The sequence below is a fragment of the Streptomyces sp. BK340 genome (assembly GCF_007827595.1).
In the GTDB taxonomy this organism is placed as follows: Bacteria; Actinomycetota; Actinomycetes; order Streptomycetales; family Streptomycetaceae; genus Streptomyces.
This window is the reverse complement of sequence record NZ_VISR01000024.1, coordinates 24,994-45,058: the sequence shown is the minus strand read 5'-3', so window position 1 is coordinate 45,058 and position 20,065 is coordinate 24,994. Positions and strand designations below refer to the sequence as shown.

The following is a 20,065-nucleotide window of genomic DNA, read 5'->3' as shown; positions in this document are numbered from 1 at the left end:
GTCGTATGCCTGCGGCACCTAATATCTGTGCATGACGGACGACGGAGCGGTGAGACGAGTGGCGGCGGAGCCTGCGACGTACTGGACCCCCGGTACCGGGATCCTGTGGCGGTACCGGCAGAACGCCGGTGAGCACCTCCACATCGCGCGGCCCGTCACCGTCGTCCGGGACGACGAGGAGCTGCTCGCGGTGTGGCTGGCGCCCGGCACCGAGTGCGTCAAGCCGGTGCTGGCCGACGGCACGCCCGTCCATCTGGAGCCGCTGGAGACCCGCTACACCAAGCCGCGTTCGGTGCAGCGGGGCCGGTGGTTCGGCACGGGCGTGCTGAAACTGGCCCGGCCCGGCGAGCCCTGGTCGGTGTGGCTGTTCTGGGAGCCGGGCTGGCGCTTCAAGAACTGGTACGTCAACCTGGAGCAGCCGCTGGCCCGTTGGGCGGGCGGCGTGGACTCCGTGGACTACTACCTGGACATCTCGGTGAACCCGGACCGCGGTTGGCACTGGCGCGACGAGGACGAGTTCGCGCAGGCCCAGCGGGACGGGCTGATGGACGCGGCGACCGCCGGGCAGGTACGGGCGGCAGGCCGGGCCGCGGTGGAGGCGATCGGCGCCTGGGGCCCGCCGTTCTCGGACGGCTGGCAGCACTGGCGCCCGGACCCCTCCTGGGCGGTACCGTCACTCCCCGAGGACTGGGACCGTACGCCCGCGCACGTGTCCTCATGAGACCCTTGATGCGCCCCCGGTCCACAACCGTAGGATCGTCCTCCGCAAGGGGGCGCGACAGCAACTACCGGAGCGTGCGCCGGGCTTGACCAGACGTCACCGAGGGGCGGCAGGACGTGAGCAAGGGGTACGAGGGCAACACCACCGGGGCCTGCCCTGGCCCGGGCGGGTTCTTCGGCGGCACAGGAACAACCTCTGACCACGCGGGAATTCCGTTCCTGGGGCACGTATTCCGGGTATCGGGATTTCGGCGGGACCATCTGCGCGCCCGGCGCGCAGCCCCGGACGGATGGATTCGACACGCGTGACGGAGCACCCCATCTCCTCCTACGAGCGCCCGCAGCCCGGCGCCGACCCCGCGGAGGCCCGCGGGGCGCTCTTGCGTACCCAGAAGCCGCCCGGCACCTCGGCCTTACCGGCACAGGCCCGGGCGGACGGACCGCCCTCCGGCCCCGGGACGACCGCGCCCTGCGGCAAGGGGAACAAGGGGAAGGAGCCCCCAGTCAACGGCCCGGAGCACTCCCAGCCCGCCACCGCGGAGCCGATGGGGGCACCTCCCGCGCGAGGGAATTCGAGCGTGGGGGACCACCGCCCGCGCCCCGCGCCGGAAGCCATTCCGCCGCAGCCGGGCGCCGAGGAGGAGCGGGCGCCGGGCGGCCAGGAGCGCCGTACCGGGCGGGGGCTGCCGCCGGGGCGGCCGATGCCGATGCGGCGCGACGGGGACCGGCTCAGGTTCGTGGGCGCGGCGACCCGGCGGATCGCCCGTGGCATCGATCTGGACGAGATCGTGATGGGGCTGTGCCGCGCCACCGTGCCGACGTTCTCCGACGCGATCCTCGTCTATCTGCGCGACCCGCTGCCGGTCGGTGACGAGCGGCCCACCGGGCCGGTGGTGCTGCGGCTGCGCCGTACCGACCGGATACCGGACGAACGGGACACCGAGGGCCTGCTGCTCCCGCCGTTCCCGGAGCCGGAGCCCGAGCCGTCGGCGCTCTCCGACCTGTCGTCGCTGACGACCGAGCTGTGCGAGGTGCGCCCTGGCGGCGCCCTGAACGAGGTGCTGCGCGGGGTGCGGCCGGTGTTCGCCGACGCGCCCGCCGCCCGGGCCGCGCTGCCCGAGCTGCTCGGCGAGGGCGGCGAGGCGGTCGTACCGAGCGGGCAGCACGCGATCCTCGCGCCGCTGCGCGGCCGGCGCCGGGTGATCGGCGCGGCGCTGTTCCTGCGCCGTCCGGAGCGGATGGCGTTCGAGGCGGACGACCTGCTGGTGGCCGCCCAGCTCGCCACGCACAGCGCGCTCGGCATCGACAAGGCGGTGCTGTACGGCCGGGAGGCCTACATCGCCGACGAGCTGCAGCGCACCATGCTGCCCGAGACCCTGCCCCGCCCGACCGGGGTGCGGCTGGCCTCTCGCTATCTGCCGGCCGCGGAGACCGCGCGGGTGGGCGGCGACTGGTACGACGCGATCCCGCTGCCCGGCAGCCGGGTCGCGCTGGTGGTCGGTGACGTCATGGGGCACTCCATGACGTCGGCGGCGATCATGGGCCAGCTGCGCACCACGGCTCAGACCCTGGCCGGGCTCGACCTGCCTCCGCAGGAGGTGCTGCACCACCTGGACGAGCAGGCGCAGCGGCTGGGCACCGACCGCATGGCGACCTGCCTGTACGCCGTCTACGACCCGGTCACGCACCGCATCACCATCGCCAACGCCGGTCATCCGCCGCCCGTTCTGCTGCACCTGGGCGGCCGCGCGGAGGTGCTCAGGGTGCCGCCGGGCGCGCCGATCGGCGTCGGCGGGGTGGACTTCGAGGCGGTCGAGCTGGACGCACCGGCCGGGGCCACGCTGCTGCTGTACACCGACGGCCTGGTGGAGTCCCGGCTGCGGGACGTGTGGACCGGCATAGAGCAGCTGCGCGAGCGGCTCGCCGCGACCGCCCAGTTGACCGGCCCGGACCATCCGCCGCCCCTCGAGGCCCTGTGCGACGAGGTGCTGGACATGCTGGGCCCGGGCGACCGGGACGACGACATCGCGCTGCTCGCGGCCCGCTTCGACGGGATCGCGCCGAGCGATGTGGCGTACTGGTCCCTGGATCCGGAGGAGACGGCCCCCGGCCAGGCCCGTCGGCTGGCCCGCCGTGCGCTGGCCCGCTGGGACCTGGAGGAGCTGACGGACTCGGTGGAGCTGCTGGTCAGCGAGGTGGTCACGAACGCCGTGCGCTACGCCTCCCGGCCGGTGACGCTCCGTCTGCTGCGTACCGACGTACTGCGCTGCGAGGTCGGCGACGACGTCCCGCAGCTGCCGCGGCTGCGCCAGGCACGGGCCACGGACGAGGGCGGCCGCGGGCTGTACCTGGTCAACCGGCTGGCCCGGCGGTGGGGTGCGACCCGGCTGAGCACCGGCAAGGTGGTCTGGTTCGAGCTGAACCGGGCCTGAGGACGGGGAAAGGGCGCCCGGGGAGTCCCCGGGCGCCCTTTGCGTGCGCGGACCTACTGGCCGAGTCCGCCGTTGCCTTCGTCGAGCGGAGTGTCCGTGGCGTCGCCCGTCGGCGTCCCGGTGGTCGGGGCCCCGGTGGTCGGGGTCCCCGTGGTCGGGGCGCCGGTGGTCGGCGTCTGGGTCGGTGTCCGCGTCGGCGTCGTGGACGGGGTCGTGGACGTCGGCGGAGCGCTGCTCGGGGTGTTCGACGGGGTCTGGGACGGGGTCTGGCTGAACGTCGGCGTGTCCGTCGGCTGGACGGCGGCGCCCTGGGTGGTGTTCAGGTCGAACTTGGCTTCGTCCGTGACGCCGAACGTGTAGGCCGCCCAGATCTGCGCGGGATAGGTGCCGCCGTTGACCCGGCCGGGGGGCAGGAGCAGGCCGGTGGCGCCCATCATGGACACGTGGGCCTTGGTCTTGTTGTCCTCGCCGAACAGGCCGACGGAGGTGACCAGGTCGGGCGTGTAGCCGGTGAACCAGGCGGACTTGTTCTCGTCGGAGGTACCGGTCTTGCCCGCCACCTGCTGGCCGTTGCGCAGCGGGTTGTCCGCCACGTTCTTCTTGGCCGTACCGTCGTCGACCACACCGGTGAGCACGGAGGTCACCGTGTCGGCGGCTGTGCGGCTGATGACCTGACTGCCGATCGGGTCGGGGATGTCGACCGAACGGTCCTTCTGCTCCGCCGACTTGAGGATGCCCGGCGTCACCTTGTAGCCGTGGTTGTCGAACGTGGCGTAGATGCCGGCCATCTCCAGCGGGCTGGCCCCCATCGAGCCCAGCGTCTGGGCGGGCACCGCCTGCATGCCGTCGGTGTCCATGCCGAGCTGCTTGGCCGTGTCCATCACCTTGGTCATACCCACGTCGACACCCATCTGGGCGAAGACGGAGTTGACGGACTGGTTCATCGCCTTCTGGACGGTGATGGGTCCGTAGTCGACCTTGTCCTCGTTCGGCGGGCCGAAGCCGACCTTGCTGCCGTGGTCGACGACCTGGCGGCCGCTGGTGCCGTCGTAGATCGTGTTCGCGGCGATCGGCTTGCCGGTCTGCGTGGTCGCGTTGTTCTCCAGCGCGGCGGCGAGGATGACCGGCTTGAACGTCGAGGCGGGCTGGTAGTCGCGGCGCGTGGCGTTGTTGAAGTAGTGCTTGAAGTAGTCCTGACCGCCGTACAGGGCGACGATCTTGCCGTTCTTGGGGTTCACCGAGACGGCGCCGGCCTGGATGTCGGCGTCGACCTTGCGCTTCTTCGCGTTCAGCTTGCTGGTCAGCTGGGACTTGACCGCCTTCTCCAGCGCGACCTGCTTCTTCTTGTCGATGTTCAGGGTGATGGTCCAGCCGCGGTCCACGACCGCGTTCTCCGCCTGGGCCTGCGTCAGCCCCTGCTGCTTCATGAGCTGCTGTTCGAGCTGCTGGTTGGCGAGCCGGACCAGGTAGCCCTTCTGGCCCTCTTCACCGGGCGTCCCCTTGGGGTCCTTGGGGATCGCGTCCTTCTTGAAGTTCATGGTCTGCCGCTGGGCGGGGTCGAGCCAGTGCTGCTTGACCATGTTGTCCAGGACGTAGTTCCAGCGTGCCTCGACCAGCTTCTTGCCCACGGGACCCGCGGCCGCCCAGTCGTACTGGCTCGGCGCCTGGAGCAGTGCGGCGAGGTAGGCGCCCTGCTGGACGCTCAGTCTGGACGCGTCCTTGCGGTAGTAGGCCTGTGAGGCGGCCTGGATGCCGTAGGCGTTGCGGCCGTAGTAGCTGGTGTTGATGTAGCCCGCGAGGATCTGGTCCTTGGTCAGCCGGCGGTCCACCTTCAGGGAGATGACCATCTCCCTGAGCTTGCGGGTGACCGTCTGGTCCTGGTTGAGGTAGTAGTTCTTGACGTACTGCTGGGTGATCGTCGAGCCGCCCTGGGTGCCCCGGCCGGTCACCGTGTTGAACAGGCCTCGGGCCAGACCCCTCACGTCGATTCCGGAGTCGTGGTAGAAGGACTTGTTCTCCGCCGCGACGAAGGTGTGCTGGACCTCCTTGGGCACCTTCGCCAGGTCCACGCTCTCGCGGTTCACGTCGCCCACGCGGGCCAGGACGCTGCCGTCGCTGTACTTGTAGACGTTGCTCTCCTGCCTGGCGGCGGCGTTGCCCTCCGGCACGTCCACGACCAGGTACAGCACGATGAAGCCGCCGATGCCCAGCAGGCACAGGCCCAGGAAGGTGCCGAGCATCTTCTTCCAGGTGAAGAGCCGGCGTATTCGGCCCTTGGCGGGCCTGGCACCGGCCGCGGGGGCGGAGCGGCGGCGTTGGGGCGCCGCGCGGTGGCCGCGCTGCCGCGCTCGTCTCTCTTCCGCTCGTCCCATGGCTCTGTACGCTCCGCTTCCTCTCGGGGTCAGCTCCGAAAGCTAACACCCGTCTATATGACAAAGGGCGTCTGATCCGCACTTTTACGGACGTGACAATCAGCACCCGCCCCAAAAGGAACCGACGGATTCGGGGTGCAAAAGGTTGCTCCGCACTCGTAGGTGTGAACCGTCTCGCACCCGGCGACAGGGGTTCGACCGCCCTACGATGATGCTCTCGGCACCAGCCCATGGGAGGCGCGAGATGTCCGCAGCACCTGTCGAGCACCCGCAGGCCCACGAGGGGTCCGACCCGTACGGCAAGCAGCCGCGGACCCTGCTCGACCAGGCCGACCGGCTCATGCAGCAGCTCCCCGGCTACCGCGTCGAGATCCTCGGAGGAGCGCTCACCGTGACCCCGCCCCCGGACGCCGCACATGCGCGAGCGCTGTCCCGGCTCAAGCGCCCCTTCGCCACCGCGGGCCTCGACGGCGGCGAGACGGAGATCCTGGAAGGCGTGGGCCTCTGGCTGCCCGACGGCCCCGAGAACTATGCCGTCCCCGACCTCTCCGTGGTGGACGCGGACATCGAGGAGCACCTCGTCGAGTACAACTGCTACGACCCCGCCGCCTTCCGGCTGGTCCTCGAAGTCACGTCGAGCAACTACAGCACCGACCTGCGCACCAAGGTCAAGGCCTACGGCAACGCCAAGATCCCGGTCTACGTGATCGTCGACCGCGAGCACGACCGCCTCCACGTGCTGACCGACCTCGTCGGGAGCGGCTACGACAAGCACCGCGTCCACACCCGAGGCGAGCAGGTCACCCTCCCCGAGTCGATCGGAGCCGAGGTCGTCCTGGACGTCTCGGCCATCCTCACCGCCGCCGAGTCGGCACCCGATCCGCGCATCCGCCGCTGAGGCGAGTACGCCCCAAGGCGGGGCACCTCCCACGCCACTCTGCGTCGGCCGCAGCAGCGCAGGCAGGTGCCGCTGAGGCCGGACCCGTCGGTGTACGAGGCGCCGGCCGAGGCCGGGCGGCTGCCGAAGGACACCGGGCCGCTGCCGCATCGCGGGCGGCCGCCTGTTTCCGAACAGTGACAATCGGCCCCCACCTGCACCTCCGCACCCCTCGCCCACCCTCGGCCATGATCTACACACTGGGCGTATACACAGCGCGTATACACCGTGTGTAGAGTGCTGCCATGTCCATCGGTCACACCCTTTTGGGGCTCCTGGAGTCCGGCCCCCGGCACGGCTACGACCTGAAGCGTGCCTTCGACGAGAAGTTCGGTCACGACCGGCCGCTGCACTACGGCCAGGTCTACTCGACGATGTCCCGGCTGCTGAAGAACGGCCTCGTGGAGGTCGACGGGATCGAGGCGGGCGGCGGGCCCGAGCGCAAGCGGTACGCCATCACCGACGCCGGCGTCACGGACGTGGAGCGGTGGCTCGCGACCCCGGAGAAGCCGGAGGAGTACCTCCAGTCGACCCTCTACACCAAGGTCGTCCTGGCGCTGCTGACCCACCGCAACGCGGCCGACGTCCTCGACACCCAGCGCTCCGAGCACCTGCGCAGCATGCGGATCCTGACCGACCGCAAGCGCAAGGGCGACCTCGCGGACCAGCTGATCTGCGACCACGCGCTGTTCCACCTGGAGGCGGACCTGCGCTGGCTGGAGCTGACCGCAGCGCGCCTCGACAAGCTCCGTGCGGAGGTGGCCAAGTGACTCCTCCCCCCGGTTCCCTGCTCATAGCCCAGGACCTGCGCAAGGCGTACGGGCCGACCGTCGCGCTCGACGGCGCCGGGTTCTCCATCCACCCCGGCGAGGTCGTCGCCATCATGGGACCCTCCGGGTCCGGCAAGTCGACGCTGCTGCACTGCCTCGCGGGGATCGTGCCGCCGGACTCGGGCTCGATCATGTACAACGGGCAGGAGCTCGCGACGATGAGCGACGCCCAGCGCAGTGCGCTGCGGCGGTCCGAGTTCGGCTTCGTCTTCCAGTTCGGGCAGCTCGTACCGGAGCTGACCTGCGTGGAGAACGTGGCGCTTCCGCTGCGGCTGAACGGAACCTCCCGCAAGGCGGCCGAGAAGGCGGCGCTGGGCTGGATGGAGCGCCTCGAGGTCGACAACCTCAAGGGCAAGCGGCCCGGTGAGGTCTCCGGCGGCCAGGGACAGCGCGTCGCGGTGGCGCGGGCGCTGGTCACCGGACCCCGGGTGCTGTTCGCCGACGAGCCGACCGGCGCGCTGGACTCCCTCAACGGAGAGCGCGTGATGGAGCTGCTGACCGAGGCGGCCCGTTCGACCAACGCGGCCGTGGTACTGGTCACGCACGAGGCGCGGGTGGCCGCCTACTCCGACCGCGAGATCGTCGTACGCGACGGGAAGTCCCGGGACATGGAGCGGGCTGTATGAACGTTCGCCAGTGGTCCAGGGATCTGGCCATGGGGGGCCGGTTCGCCTTCGCCGGCGGACGCGAGGGCTGGGTCCGGGTGCTGCTGACGGCGGTCGGTGTCGGGCTCGGCGTCGCGCTGCTGCTGCTGACGACCGCCGTACCGAACGCCCTGGCGGTACGGCACGAGCGCGACGAGGCCCGCCTGGACTACACCTACGACCAGAAGCACAGGCCGAAGGCCGCCGACACCTTGGTGATCTCGGACGCCAACTCGAACTACCGCGGCTCCGACATCCGCGGCCGTCTGGTGGAGCCCGAGGGGCCGCGGGCGCCGCTCGCACCGGGCCTGGCCAAGTACCCGGCGCCGGGCGACATGGTCGTCTCCCCGGCGCTGAAGCGGCTGCTCGACTCCGCCGACGGGAAGCTGCTGCGCGACCGGTTGCCGTACCGGGTGGTCGGGACCATCGGCGAGCCGGGACTGATCGGCTCGCACGAACTCGCCTACTACGCCGGCGCGAAGAACCTGGCACCGCGCATCGACGGCTGGCAGACGGCCCGGATCAGCGCGTTCGGGAATCCGCATCCGAGCCCGCCCGACAAGACGGACCCGGTGCTGATCCTGCTGGTGCTGGTCGTGTTCGTGGTGCTGCTGATGCCGGTCGCCGTGTTCATCGCCGCGGCCGTACGGTTCGGCGGCGAGCGGCGCGACCGCAGGCTGGCCGCGCTGCGGCTGGTCGGCTCCGACAGCCGGATGACCCGGCGGATCGCCGCGGGCGAGGCGCTCGCGGGGTCCATGGTCGGGCTGGTCTTCGGCACCGTCTTCTTCCTGCTGGGCCGCCATCTCGCGGGGTCGGTCGAGATCCTGGACATCAGCGTGTTCCCCAGCTATCTCAACCCGTCGCCCGCGCTGGCCCTGCTGATCGCCGTGATCGTCCCGGCGGCGGCGGTGCTGGTCACCCTGTTCGCGATGCGCGGGGTGGTCATCGAGCCGCTGGGCGTGGTCCGCACGGCCAAGCCCTCGCGGCGCCGGCTGTGGTGGCGGCTGCTGCTGCCACTGGGCGGCCTCGCGATGCTCGCCCCGATGATCGGCCAGGGCCGGTCGAACGGCGAGTTCAACCAGTACCTGGTCATCGGCGGCGTCCTGCTGCTGCTCGTCGGCGTGACCGCACTGCTGCCGTGGGTCGTCGAGGCCGTGGTCGCCCGGCTCGGCGCGGGCAACGTCTCCTGGCAACTGGCGGTACGACGGCTGCAGTTGAACAGCGGTTCGGCGGCCCGCATGGTGAACGGCATCGCGGTCGCGGTGGCCGGGGCGGTCGCCCTGCAGATGCTGTTCGCGGGCGTCGAGGGCGACTACACCAAGGTCACCGGCCAGAACGTCGAGCGGACGCAGATGCAGGTCCAGAATTTGCGGGGCGACGCGTTCGTCTCGGCCGCAGAGAAGTTCTCCGCCACCAAGGGCGTACGCAAGGCCACCGCGCTCGCCACCCTCCAGGTCGGCGACCGGAGCTGGAACAGCAAGAACGTTCCCGGCACCTCCGCGAGCGTGACCGTCGGCGACTGCGCCGCGCTGCGCGAGGTGGCGCGGCTGACGTCCTGCCACGACGGGGACGTCTTCGTGGCGCGGGGCGGCGCCGACAAGGGCATGGACGCCGACGCGGCGAAGCTCGCCAGGCCGGGCCGCAAGCTCTACTTCGACACCGGCGACGGCTCCCACAAGGGCCCGGACTTCGTCTGGCCCGTGCCGAACGGCCTGCAGCAGGTCCGTGCGATCAAGGGCCCGAACGAGGACGTGTACAGCGGTTTCCTGATGACGCCCTCCGCGGTACCCGACCGGATAACCCGTCTGGTCAGCGGTCAGGTGTACCTGTCGCTCGACGAGTCGGTGCCGGACGTGCACGAGTACGTCCGCAACACGGCGGCCCGGATCGACCCGCTGGCGGACACGATCGTGTGGGCGTCCACCGAGAAGTCCACGAAGTTCACCTCCATCAGGACCGGCCTGCTCGTCGGCGCCACCTGCGTGCTGGCGCTGATCGGCGCGAGCCTGCTGGTGTCCCAGCTCGAGCAGCTGCGCGAGCGCAGGACGCTGCTGTCGGCGCTGATCGCCTTCGGTACCCGGCGGCGCACCCTGGGCCTGTCGGTGCTGTGGCAGACGACGATCCCGATCGCGCTCGGCCTGCTGCTCGCCTCGACCGTGGGGCTGACGCTGGGCGCGGTGCTGCTGAAGATGGTGGGCGCGACGGTGGGCGTCGACTGGGCGAGCGTCCTGACGATGACCGGCATCGGCGCGACGGTCGTCCTCGTGGTCACCCTGCTCAGCCTGCCGCCGCTGTGGCGGCTGATGCGCCCGGACGGCCTGCGCACCGAGTAGCAGGCCCACCGCATGGGCCCTTCCCCGCCGGGAGGGGCCCATGTCCGGTTCCTCACAGGCTGTGCTCGCGCACCACCCTGCGCGCCTGGGCCAGCAGCATGCCGACGTTCACCGACTTACGGCAGACGACGACCGCGACGACGTCCTGCTGCTCGTTCATCCTGACGAACAGGTGGGTGAGGTTGTCGCTGTTGACGAGGATCTCCTGGAAGAAGTGGGTGTCGTCGGTGGTCCCGCGGCGCTCCTTGAAGATGTCCTCGATCATCACGACCGTGCGCCCCTGGAACAGGTCGAGGGTGGCCCCGGCCAGCAGGTCCAGGACCTCGGGCGGGTGGTTGTCCACGGTCTCGTACGACAACAGCATGCCGGTGGACATGTCGACCACGCCGGCCGCCACGCAGTCCGGCGCGTTCGAGCGGAGCGTCTTGACCAGGCTCATCACCTGGTCGGAGAATCCCGGGGTCATACGCTTCGTCGCCATCCCTTCACACTCCTTCGGTGGTCTTCTCGGTCAGGATCGAGCCGATGCGGTCGAGGGCCGGCCGGGTCGCCCGGTGCAGGCTCTCCAGGTCGAGTCCCTCGTCACCGAGCACGACCATCAACGCCGTGTCGCCGACGGCGTAGAACGCGGCACATCCGTGGCTGCCGTAGGCCACCGTCTGCCGCAGCACCCCGCGCGAGGTGGCCTGGGTGGTACGGCGGGCGAGGCCGAGGCCGGCCGCGGCGAGGGCCGCGAGGCCCTCCGGGTCTATCGACTCGGCGGTGTCGGCCGCAATGAGCAGTCCGTCGGCGGCCGCGACGGCGGTGTCGGTGATGCCTGTCACCTGTTCCCGAAGCCCGCGCATCTCCAGCGCCAGCGCTTCACGATTCATCTGGTGGAACTCCCTTGTTCTTCGGTCGGGTCCGGCCGTCGCGGCGGGCCGTCCGCCCCTCTCACTCGGCGGTTGTGTGCCGCAGCCGGAAGAACCCTTTCCAGCTCGTCCCGTTCCTGGGCGGGGCGAGGGCTTCGGTGATGCCGCTGGCGCCGGGCTCACGGCGCGGCAGGACGGTGGGCACGGGGGGTGGGTCGGGCGGCGGGTCGCGGTGCCGCACGGCCCGTACCTGCGGGGACAGCCGGACGGGGATCTCCGCGGGCGCGCCGACGCACTCCAGAAACCCCTCGGCGAGCATCCGCGCGACCTCCACCGTGACGGTGTAGACACCCCGGCCGACGCAGAAGGCGAGGTCCCGTGCGGTGCGGCGGCCGTCGGCGTGGGCGAGCAGATCCTGTTGGAGCCCGGTGAGCGGGCGGCCCGTCGGCTCGGCGGGCAGCGGGCGCTCCCGGTCGGGGCCCACCGGGTACGGCAGGGTGGCGAGGGCGGCGAGTTTGCGCGCCGCGTCCTGCACCAGCCCGGCCGGTGTCTCGCCGACGGTGACGGGGGCGTGCGGTTCGGTGCCGACGACGCGTTCACAGCCGTCCACCCGGCCCGCGACGACGGCGAAGGCGGCGTCGTGGAGCGCCATCACGCACACCACCCTGAGCTGGGCGGCTCCGGCGTAGCCACGGGCGACCAGCGCCGCGGCCGGCCAGCGCGCTCCGTCGGACTCCCGTACCAGCTCGGCCCACCGCTCGGCGTCGATGCGGTCGGTGCGCAGCAGCAGCACTTCCGGGCCGGGGGCACCGGGACTCTCGGCCGCCACCACGAGTCCGTCCCGCAGATGGAAGGTGCCGCCGGGCCGGCCGGACACCCGCAGCTCTCCGGTGAACCGCGCGTGCCCGCAGGCCGTGAGGGCGTGCGCCAGCCGGTCGTAGCCGACACGGCCCAGGGCGTCCCGAACGTCCGACATCACTCCCCTTGGCTCTTCGCACACACGCGTGACGCGTCGCACTGAGGGGGTATGTGTATCAGTTCGTAGGCATATTTCAGTCAGGCCTTTCCGACCTGTCCCGAGCTGGCCGAAGTTGACGGTTGGTGCCGCTCAACTCGCTTTACCGGAAGCTCATTTGATCGATTCCGTGGCGCGGGCGCCCGCCCCTCAGACGCCGCCGTCCCACACCCGGACGGGCAGCGGCCCCAGGGCCTCGCGCAGGGCGGTCGCCAGCTCCTCGTACTCCGCACCGCGGGCCGCGCCGGTGCGCATGGCGAGGGCGATACGACGGCTCGGGGCGGGCTCCGCGAAGGAGCCGGTGAGCAGCCGGCTGCTGCGGGTGGCCTCCACCTTGAGGGCGGTGCGCGGAAGCAGCGTGCAGCCGAGGCCGCCCGCGACGAGCTGGACCAGGGTGGAGAGCCCGGCGGCCGTGGTGGTGACCGGCGCGTCCTCCCGCCCCGCCTCCCGGCAGATGTCCAGCGCCTGGTCGCGCAGACAGTGCCCCTCGTCCAGGAGCAGCAGGTTGAGCTCCTTCAGGGCCTCGCGCGGAATTCCCTCGCGGCCGCCCAGCCAGTGGTCCAGCGGAGTGACGAGTACGAAGTCCTCGTCGAACAGCGGGAGTTCCACGACACCGGGCACACCGAGCGGAACAGCAAGCAACAGCAGGTCGAGCCGGCCGGTGTGGAGGCCGTCGATGAGGTTCGCGGTCTGCTCCTCGTGCACCTGGAGGTCGAGCTGCGGGTACCGCTCGTGCACCAGCCGCAGCACGGTGGGCAGCAGGTACGGCGCGACGGTCGGGATCACCCCGAGCCGCAGCACCCCGGTGAACGGGGCCCGGACCGCCTCGGCCTCCTCCAGCAGTGCCCCGACCTCGTCCAGCACCGCCTTCGCCCGTACGGCCAGCCGCTCACCGGCGGGCGAGAGCAGCACCTTGCGGGTCGTACGCTCGAGGAGGGTCACCCCCAGGGTCTCCTCGAGCGCCGAGACCGCCCCGGACAGGGCGGGCTGGCTCATCCCGATGGCGGCCGCCGCGTCCCGGAAGTGCAGATGCTCGGCCACGGCGGCGAAGGCACGCAACTGTGCGAGGCTCGGCTGCCTCCGTTTGCCGTTACTGATGGTCACTGATAGCTACCTCCGATCAACAAGACCGAGTGTAGCTATTTCACTAATCAATGCACCCTGTGCCACCATCGACGGCGTCCAACCCATACGAGAAAACGCCCTCAAAAGGGGCTTTTCTTCGCTGCAAGGAGAGCTAGTGCTCACTGTCGGTGACAAGTTCCCCGAGTTCGAACTGACCGCCTGCGTCTCGCTGGAGAAGGGCAAGGAGTTCGACACGATCAACCACAAGACCTACGAGGGCAAGTGGAAGATCGTTTTCGCCTGGCCCAAGGACTTCACCTTCGTGTGCCCGACCGAGATCGCCGCGTTCGGCAAGCTGAACGACGAGTTCGCCGACCGTGACGCCCAGGTCCTCGGCTTCTCCGGTGACTCCGAGTTCGTCCACCACGCCTGGCGCAAGGACCACGACGACCTGCGCGACCTGCCGTTCCCGATGATGGCCGACTCCAAGCACGAGCTGATGCGCGACCTCGGCATCGAGGGCGAGGACGGCTTCGCCAAGCGTGCCGTCTTCATCGTCGACCAGAACAACGAGATCCAGTTCTCCATGGTGACCGCCGGCTCCGTCGGCCGTAACCCCAAGGAGGTCCTGCGGGTCCTGGACGCCCTGCAGACCGACGAGCTGTGCCCGTGCAACTGGAGCAAGGGCGACGAGACCCTGGACCCGGTCGCGCTGCTGGCCGGTGAGTGACCCATGTCGCTCGACTCACTGAAGTCCCGCGTCCCGGACTACGCCAAGGACCTGAAGCTCAACCTGGGCTCGGTCATCGGCAACTCCGACCTGCCCGCGCAGCAGCTGTGGGGCACGGTGCTGGCGACCGCCATCGCCTCCCGTTCCCCCATCGTCCTGCGTGAGCTGGAGCCCGAGGCGAAGGCGAACCTCACGCCTGAGGCGTATACCGCGGCCAAGTCCGCGGCCGCGATCATGGCGATGAACAACGTCTTCTACCGGACGCGTCACCTGCTGTCCGACCACGAGTACGGGACGCTGCGCGCGGGCCTGCGGATGAACGTCATCGGCAACCCGGGCGTGGAGAAGGTCGACTTCGAGCTGTGGTCGTTCGCGGTCTCCGCGATCAACGGCTGCGGGCTGTGCCTGGACTCGCACGAGCAGGTGCTGCGCAAGGCCGGCGTCGACCGTGAGGTCGTCCAGGAGGCGTTCAAGATCGCCTCCGTGATCCAGGCGGTCGGCGTCACGCTGGACGCCGAGGCGCTGCTCGCTGAGTAGGCCGTCTTGCCGGGGCCTCGCTCACTCCTTGTGGGCGAGGCCCTCGGTGTTTCCCCAGGCGTCCCCGGGGGCTGCGCCCCCAGACCCCCCGTCGGCCTGAACGGCCTCGTCCTCAAACGCCGGACGGGCTGACTGAAGCTGAGCCTCCTGCGAGTACTGCCGCAGATAACCCACCACCGTGTTCGTCACCGCCACCAGCGGTACGGCCACCACCGCACCGCCGATACCCGCCACCATGCCGCCGGTCGCCACCGTGAGGACCACCGCGAGCGGGTGGACACGGACCGCGCGGCCCAGGATGAACGGCTGCAGGACGTGGCCCTCGATCTGCTGGACGGCGAGGACCACGGCGAGGGTCATGACGGCCGCGAAGACGCCCTGCGTCACCAGCGCCACGATCACCGCCAGCGCCCCGGAGGCGACCGCGCCCACGAGCGGGATGAACGAGAACAGGAAGATGAAGACGGCCAGCGGGACCGCCATCGGCACGTTCAGGAAGTAGATGCCGATGCCGATGAAGATGGCGTCGATGAGGGCGACCAGGACCGTGCCACGGACGTAGGCCGTGAGGGTGCGCCAGGCACGCGGGCCGGCACCGGCCACGCCCGGGCGGGCGGCGGCGGGCACCAGCTTGAGGAACCACTGCCAGATGCGCTCGCCGTCGTAGAGCAGGAACAGCGTCGAGAAGAACACCAGCAGGATGCCGGTCAGAGCCTCGACGATGACCTGGACGCCCTCCAGGCCGGCCGACGTGATCTGGTCGGCGTTGGCGCCGATCGCCTCGCGGAGGTTCTTGGCGATCTGGTTGATCTGCTTGTCGGTGACGTGGAACGGGCTCTTCAGCAGCCAGTTGCGCAGGTCGTCGATTCCGCTCTGGATCTGGGTGGAGAGCGTGTCGATGTTCTCCATGACCTGCCAGGTCACGAACCAGCCCATCAGGCCCATGATGACGAAGCCGAGGATGGCGGTCATCGCGGTGGCCGGACCCCGCGGCACCCCGCGGCGCCTGAGCCGGGCGACCGTCGGCTGGAGCAGGGCGGTGATCAGCAGGGCGATGACGAAGGCGAAGACCACCAGTTGTACGGCGCTGATGACCCGCATGAGGACCCACACGGTGCCGGCGAGGACCAGCAGCCGCCAGCCGGCCTCGGCCGCGACGCGCACACCCCAGGGCACCGCCTCGGCGGGGTCGGGGCGGGGGCCGGACGGGACGGCGGGCCGGGGCGCGGGCACCACCGGGTCGGCGGGCCGCTCGGCGCGTGCGGGTTCGGGGACGGTGTCCTTCTCCACCTCGGCGCGGCGCTCGTCCAGCCGCTCGCTCATCTCGGTCAGCCCGGCACCGAGCCGGCCGAGCCACCCTGGCACTCGCGACATGATCCGTCCTCTTCCCCCGCGTCCCCGGGTGTCCGCCACCACTCCCCCCTGGAGTCGATCGAGTACGACCGTACAGGGCGAAAGCCCCTCCCCCTAGGACGGGGAGGGGCTGCGCAGGGTTGAGCGAGAACCGGGTGGCCTAGTACCAGTGGTTGGCCTGCCAGAACGACCAGGCCTCACAGGGGCTGCCGTACCGGCTGTTCATGTAGTTGAGGCCCCACTTGATCTGGGTGGCCGGGTTCGTCTGCCAGTCGGCACCGGCGGACGCGTACTTGCCGGCGGGCAGGGCCTGGAAGAGACCGTAGGCACCGGAGGAGGCGTTGGTCGCGTGGTAGTTCCAGCTGGACTCGTGGTCCACGATGTTGCTGAAGCACTGGAACTGGCCGCTCGCGACCATCTGACGCGCCATCGCCTGGATCTGCGCGACGGTGTAGTTGCTCTGCACGGGGAAGCTGGAGGAGTCGCGGGTCGACCGGGTGGTCGCCTTCTTCGCCTCCGCGCGGGCCTTGGCTTCCTTCTCCGCCTTCTCGGCGGCAGCCTTCTTGGCGACCGCGGTCTCGGCGGCGGCCTTGCGGGCGGCTGCCTCGGCGTCCTTCTTGGCGCTCGCGTCCGCGGCGATGGCCTGCGAGTCGGCCTGCTGCGTCAGGGACGCGGTCTGCACCTGGGCCTGCTGACCCGCGGGTATGTCCGCGAGAAGCGTGGTGTCGGCTGCCGTCGCCTCTGCGTCGTTGGGCTGCGCGGTGCTGCCCGAGGCAACGCCGACTACGCTTCCGACGGCGGTGACCGCGGTGGCCGATGCCACTGCGAATCCCCGGACCGAAATCCGGCTCACACGGTTTCCTTCCAGCATCGCCCGCTTCGGTGACCCTGGCGGACGCAATCGTGCCCCTTGGCACTGGCCTCCCAACTGCGGGGTCACGGGAGGCGCGGGCCCGGTGGGCAACTCCCGCGAAGGGAGCGCCACGTGATGCTCGGGCGGCATACGACGACTCTATGGAGTTGAAGTGGTGCTTCTGTGGTGCCGTACCGCTGGGGGTACAGGTGTGTCGTATGCGGGGCCTGACAGGAGTGAGACTCTGCCGTAACCCGACACCGGGTGGCAATTCCGAGTTGCGTGTGAAAGCTCACACCTCGTTTGCCCCTAGGGATTTCAGGAAACCCCCACACACCAAGGCGCCGCCCGGCTAGGCTCTTCGCCTTTGCCGGACGGCGCCAACGGGCGTCGGGCGCAAGTCAGATGTACGTCAGATGTACATCAGATATGACCGTCCTCCAGCATTTCGGTCACAAGCGCCGCAATCTGGGACCTCTCGGAACGCGTCAGCGTGACGTGCGCGAAGAGGGGATGCCCCTTCAGCTTCTCCACGACGGCGACGACACCGTCGTAGCGGCCTACGCGCAGATTGTCCCGCTGTGCCACGTCGTGAGTGAGAACGACCCGCGAATTCGCGCCGATTCGGGACAGAACGGTCAGCAGGACGTTCCGTTCCAGCGACTGCGCCTCGTCGACGATCACGAACGCGTCGTGCAGGGAGCGGCCCCGGATGTGGGTCAGGGGCAGGACCTCCAGCATCCCGCGCGCGGTGACCTCCTCGATGACGTCCCGGCTGGTGACCGCGGAGAGCGTGTCGAAGACGGCCTGCGCCCACGGGCTCATCTTCTCCGCCTCGCTGCCCGGCAGATAGCCCAGCTCCTGCCCGCCCACCGCGTACAGCGGCCGGAAGACCATCACCTTCTGGTGCTGACGGCGCTCCAGGACCGCCTCCAGACCCGCGCACAGCGCGAGCGCCGACTTGCCGGTGCCGGCCCGGCCGCCCATCGAGACGATGCCGACGTCCGGGTCGAGCAGCAGGTCGAGCGCGATGCGCTGCTCGGCGCTGCGGCCCTTGATGCCGAACGCCTCCCGGTCTCCGCGCACGAGACGGACGTTGCCCTCGGCGGAGATCCGGCCGAGCGCCTTGCCTCGCTCGGACTGGATGGTCAGGCCGGTGTGCACGGGGAGGTCGGAGACCTCCGGGACGTACACGTGCCCCTCCTCGAAGAGGATGTCCACCTGCTCGCCGGAGAGCGTCAGTTCGGACATTCCGGTCCAGCCGGAGTTCTCCGTGATGGCGAGCTCGGCCCGGTACTCCTCGGCCAGCAGACCGACGGAGGAGGCCTTGATCCGGAGCGGCAGGTCCTTCGACACGACGGTGACGTCGTACCCCTCGGCCTGCAGGTTCCGGGCCACCGCGAGGATGCGGGAGTCGTTGTCCCCCAGGCGGTAGCCGGTGGGCAGCACGCTGGGGTCCGAGTGGTTGAGCTCGACACGGATCGTTCCGCCCAGCTCCCCGATCGGGATGGGGGCGTCGAGGCGACCATGCTTGACCCGGTAGTCGTCCAGCAGGCGCAGGGCCTGACGGGCGAAGTACCCGAGCTCGGGATGGTGCCTCTTGGCCTCCAGCTCCGTGACCACCACGATGGGGAGCACGACCTCGTGCTCGTCGAAGCGGGTCAGGGCGTTCGGGTCGGCCAGCAGGACGCTGGTGTCGAGAACATACGTGCGCCGGTCAGACTTGTGGCGCTTTGTGCTGGTCACCACGGAAGGACGTACCCCCTCGGATGAGGTCGGGGAGCGACGAAGTGGAAGCCGGGCCGGGAGGGAGGGAGCATTGCGACCGGTCCCTGGCCCCCGCGAACGGCGGGCCGGACACCGGACCTCCGCGGCTGCTTCCGTGCTGTGACCGCACGGTCGGGCTGGTGCAAAGGGCCTCCCGGGCGGACGGCCCCGTGCCGCCCGCTGAGATCCGACGCCCGTGGTTCGGGCGTCGACCTGCTTGGCTTATGCCCTCGAACATGCACCGCCATGCAAAAGCCGCCAACAGCGCGCCGGTGAACTCCTCGTTACTTGCGCCCCAACCGGGGTGAACCGAACACTCCGCCCCAGTGCTGACGGGCGGGGTGTTCGAGTCGGCTCAGCCGCCGTAACGGCGGTGACGTGCCGCGTAGTCGCGCAGTGCGCGCAGGAAGTCGACCTTGCGGAAGGCGGGCCAGAAGACCTCGCAGAAGTAGTACTCGGAATGCGCGGTCTGCCACAGCATGAATCCGGACAGCCGCTGCTCGCCGCTGGTGCGGATCACCAGGTCCGGGTCGGGCTGGGCTCCGGTGTAGAGATGACGGCCGATCATGTCGATGTCGACGGACTCGGCGAGGTCGTCCATCGACACGCCCTTGTCCCGGGCGTCGAGGAGCATGGAGCGCACGGCGTCGGCGATCTCCTGGCGGCCGCCGTAGCCGATGGCGACGTTGACCACTATCCCGTCGACGTGGGCGGTGGTCTCCTCGGCCTCCTTGAGGGTGCGCTGCATCCCGGACGGCAGCAGGTCGCGGGTGCCGACGTGGTGCACCCGCCAGCGGCCGTCGGCGGCGAGGGTGCGGACGACGTCCTCGATGATGCCGAGCAGGGGACCCAGCTCGTCCTGCGGGCGGTCGAAGTTGTCCGTGGACAGCAGCCACAGGGTGACGACCTCGACGTCGGTCTCGGTGCACCAGCCGAGGAACTCCTCGATCTTCTCGGCGCCGACGCGGTGGCCGTGCACCGTGGTGGAGCCGGCGGCCTTCGCCCAGCGGCGATTGCCGTCCATGATCACGCCGATGTGCTTGGGCACCTGGGCGTGGTCCAGGTGGCCTTCCACCCGGCGTGCGTAAAGCCTGACGAGCAGGCTGCGCAGCGTGTCGCGCACGTTCACGGGACCCTCCGGGGGTTGGGCGGGTTCTGAGCGTACCCCTTGCTTTCGGCTTGGTTCGGGCTCGGGGTTTGAGGGTTCGAGGGTGTGATTCGCGGGGTTCGTGCGGGCCGGTGGGGGCTCGTCGCACGCACGCGGCGGAGCCGTACTCCCGCAGGCCCCTCGCCCCTGGGCGGGGACGCCCGTCCCTCGTTCCGAAGTTCCGGGAGCGCCCCATGAAAAAACGGGCCGGTCCGTGGGGGGGAGACGGACCGGCCCGAGGGGGGGTTTCCACCATAACCCTTCGTAAGGGATGGTGGGTGCATCGGCGCGCTACAACTACTCTCCGGAATCGTCCGACGACGCCCCGGTGCACGCGGAACGATGGATTCCGGGGCATTTCATGGCCGATTCACAGCGGAATCCCAGGCGATCGGGGCTCATATGGAGAGATCGAGAGGTTTTAGGGTGCCTTGAGGATGGTTCGGCGAGTTGTCCGAGGGTCCCCCCGACGGGCTACC

Annotated in this window: 17 protein-coding genes; 8 read left to right on the top strand and 9 right to left on the bottom strand. The window is 70.2% G+C overall.

Features of this window, described 5'->3' with window-relative positions; all coding sequences use genetic code 11:
• Positions 1–31 precede the first annotated feature (31 nt).
• Positions 32–721: a DUF402 domain-containing protein gene (locus FB157_RS33185; RefSeq protein ID WP_186581799.1), complete on the top strand. Its 690-nt coding sequence runs from the start codon at positions 32–34 to the stop codon at positions 719–721.
• A gap of 304 nt (positions 722–1,025) precedes the next feature.
• Positions 1,026–3,152 carry a SpoIIE family protein phosphatase gene (locus FB157_RS33180; protein ID WP_145884370.1) on the top strand — a complete coding sequence of 709 codons (2,127 nt, stop codon included), beginning with the start codon at positions 1,026–1,028 and terminating at the stop codon, positions 3,150–3,152.
• A gap of 53 nt (positions 3,153–3,205) precedes the next feature.
• Here the strand turns inward: FB157_RS33180 and FB157_RS33175 are convergent, their stop codons facing one another.
• Positions 3,206–5,524 (bottom strand): transglycosylase domain-containing protein, encoded by a 2,319-nt coding sequence (locus FB157_RS33175; protein ID WP_145884369.1) that lies wholly within the window; start codon positions 5,522–5,524, stop codon positions 3,206–3,208.
• Between the two features lie 244 nt (positions 5,525–5,768).
• On the opposite strand from FB157_RS33175, the gene FB157_RS33170 reads away from it, so the two are divergent.
• The 4 genes from FB157_RS33170 (at position 5,769) to FB157_RS33155 (ending at position 10,268) form a co-directional block, all read left to right on the top strand.
• The gene (locus FB157_RS33170) at positions 5,769–6,422 is read left to right on the top strand and encodes a Uma2 family endonuclease (protein ID WP_145884368.1); all 654 of its coding nucleotides are present in this window, start codon (positions 5,769–5,771) and stop codon (positions 6,420–6,422) included.
• A 284-nt stretch (positions 6,423–6,706) separates the two neighbouring features.
• Complete coding sequence (locus FB157_RS33165) at positions 6,707–7,231, top strand: PadR family transcriptional regulator (RefSeq protein WP_145884367.1); 525 nt, start codon at positions 6,707–6,709, stop codon at positions 7,229–7,231.
• Positions 7,228–7,917, top strand: coding sequence for an ABC transporter ATP-binding protein (locus FB157_RS33160; RefSeq protein ID WP_145884366.1), 690 nt, complete (start codon positions 7,228–7,230; stop codon positions 7,915–7,917). Before FB157_RS33165 ends, FB157_RS33160 begins: the two co-directional genes overlap by 4 nt.
• The gene (locus tag FB157_RS33155; protein WP_145884365.1) at positions 7,914–10,268 is read left to right on the top strand and encodes an ABC transporter permease; all 2,355 of its coding nucleotides are present in this window, start codon (positions 7,914–7,916) and stop codon (positions 10,266–10,268) included. Before FB157_RS33160 ends, FB157_RS33155 begins: the two co-directional genes overlap by 4 nt.
• Positions 10,269–10,320: 52 nt before the next feature.
• Here FB157_RS33155 and FB157_RS33150 read toward each other — a convergent pair whose 3' ends face one another.
• From FB157_RS33150 to FB157_RS33135, 4 genes are all read right to left on the bottom strand, one after another.
• Positions 10,321–10,749, bottom strand: a complete 429-nt coding sequence (locus tag FB157_RS33150) for a hypothetical protein (RefSeq protein ID WP_145884364.1) — start codon at positions 10,747–10,749, stop codon at positions 10,321–10,323.
• 4 nt (positions 10,750–10,753) lie between these two features.
• Positions 10,754–11,140: a roadblock/LC7 domain-containing protein gene (locus tag FB157_RS33145; RefSeq protein ID WP_186581798.1), complete on the bottom strand. Its 387-nt coding sequence runs from the start codon at positions 11,138–11,140 to the stop codon at positions 10,754–10,756.
• 61 nt (positions 11,141–11,201) lie between these two features.
• Positions 11,202–12,095, bottom strand: a complete 894-nt coding sequence (locus FB157_RS33140) for a MarR family transcriptional regulator (RefSeq protein ID WP_145884363.1) — start codon at positions 12,093–12,095, stop codon at positions 11,202–11,204.
• A gap of 189 nt (positions 12,096–12,284) precedes the next feature.
• On the bottom strand, positions 12,285–13,238 hold the full coding sequence (locus FB157_RS33135; RefSeq protein WP_145884362.1) for a LysR substrate-binding domain-containing protein: 954 nt from the start codon (positions 13,236–13,238) through the stop codon (positions 12,285–12,287).
• 136 nt (positions 13,239–13,374) lie between these two features.
• On the opposite strand from FB157_RS33135, the gene FB157_RS33130 reads away from it, so the two are divergent.
• Both FB157_RS33130 and FB157_RS33125 read left to right on the top strand, forming a co-directional pair.
• Positions 13,375–13,929 carry a peroxiredoxin gene (locus FB157_RS33130; RefSeq protein ID WP_097252652.1) on the top strand — a complete coding sequence of 185 codons (555 nt, stop codon included), beginning with the start codon at positions 13,375–13,377 and terminating at the stop codon, positions 13,927–13,929.
• A gap of 3 nt (positions 13,930–13,932) precedes the next feature.
• Entirely contained in the window at positions 13,933–14,466 is a 534-nt protein-coding gene (locus tag FB157_RS33125; protein WP_145884361.1) for an alkyl hydroperoxide reductase, read from the top strand.
• A gap of 21 nt (positions 14,467–14,487) precedes the next feature.
• Here FB157_RS33125 and FB157_RS33120 read toward each other — a convergent pair whose 3' ends face one another.
• From FB157_RS33120 to FB157_RS33100, 4 genes are all read right to left on the bottom strand, one after another.
• Positions 14,488–15,840, bottom strand: a complete 1,353-nt coding sequence (locus FB157_RS33120; RefSeq protein WP_261386697.1) for an AI-2E family transporter — start codon at positions 15,838–15,840, stop codon at positions 14,488–14,490.
• 139 nt (positions 15,841–15,979) lie between these two features.
• Positions 15,980–16,672, bottom strand: coding sequence for a transglycosylase SLT domain-containing protein (locus FB157_RS33115; protein WP_186581797.1), 693 nt, complete (start codon positions 16,670–16,672; stop codon positions 15,980–15,982).
• Positions 16,673–17,095: 423 nt separating this feature from the next.
• Complete coding sequence (locus FB157_RS33110) at positions 17,096–18,421, bottom strand: PhoH family protein (RefSeq protein WP_145884360.1); 1,326 nt, start codon at positions 18,419–18,421, stop codon at positions 17,096–17,098.
• A gap of 373 nt (positions 18,422–18,794) precedes the next feature.
• Entirely contained in the window at positions 18,795–19,568 is a 774-nt protein-coding gene (locus FB157_RS33100; protein ID WP_145884358.1) for an isoprenyl transferase, read from the bottom strand.
• Between the last annotated feature and the right edge of the window lie 497 nt (positions 19,569–20,065).

Excerpts from the sequence above, each read along its gene's own strand:
- FB157_RS33125 (WP_145884361.1), top strand. The coding sequence starts at position 13,933 with ATGTCGCTCGACTCACTGAAGTCCCGCGTCCCGGACTACGCCAAGGAC.
- FB157_RS33155 (WP_145884365.1), top strand. The coding sequence starts at position 7,914 with ATGAACGTTCGCCAGTGGTCCAGGGATCTGGCCATGGGGGGCCGGTTC.
- FB157_RS33140 (WP_145884363.1), bottom strand. The coding sequence starts at position 12,095 with ATGTCGGACGTTCGGGACGCCCTGGGCCGTGTCGGCTACGACCGGCTG.
- FB157_RS33150 (WP_145884364.1), bottom strand. The coding sequence starts at position 10,749 with ATGGCGACGAAGCGTATGACCCCGGGATTCTCCGACCAGGTGATGAGC.
- FB157_RS33145 (WP_186581798.1), bottom strand. The coding sequence starts at position 11,140 with ATGAATCGTGAAGCGCTGGCGCTGGAGATGCGCGGGCTTCGGGAACAG.
- FB157_RS33185 (WP_186581799.1), top strand. The coding sequence starts at position 32 with ATGACGGACGACGGAGCGGTGAGACGAGTGGCGGCGGAGCCTGCGACG.
- FB157_RS33165 (WP_145884367.1), top strand. The coding sequence starts at position 6,707 with ATGTCCATCGGTCACACCCTTTTGGGGCTCCTGGAGTCCGGCCCCCGG.
- FB157_RS33120 (WP_261386697.1), bottom strand. The coding sequence starts at position 15,840 with ATGTCGCGAGTGCCAGGGTGGCTCGGCCGGCTCGGTGCCGGGCTGACC.
- FB157_RS33175 (WP_145884369.1), bottom strand. The coding sequence starts at position 5,524 with ATGGGACGAGCGGAAGAGAGACGAGCGCGGCAGCGCGGCCACCGCGCG.
- FB157_RS33170 (WP_145884368.1), top strand. The coding sequence starts at position 5,769 with ATGTCCGCAGCACCTGTCGAGCACCCGCAGGCCCACGAGGGGTCCGAC.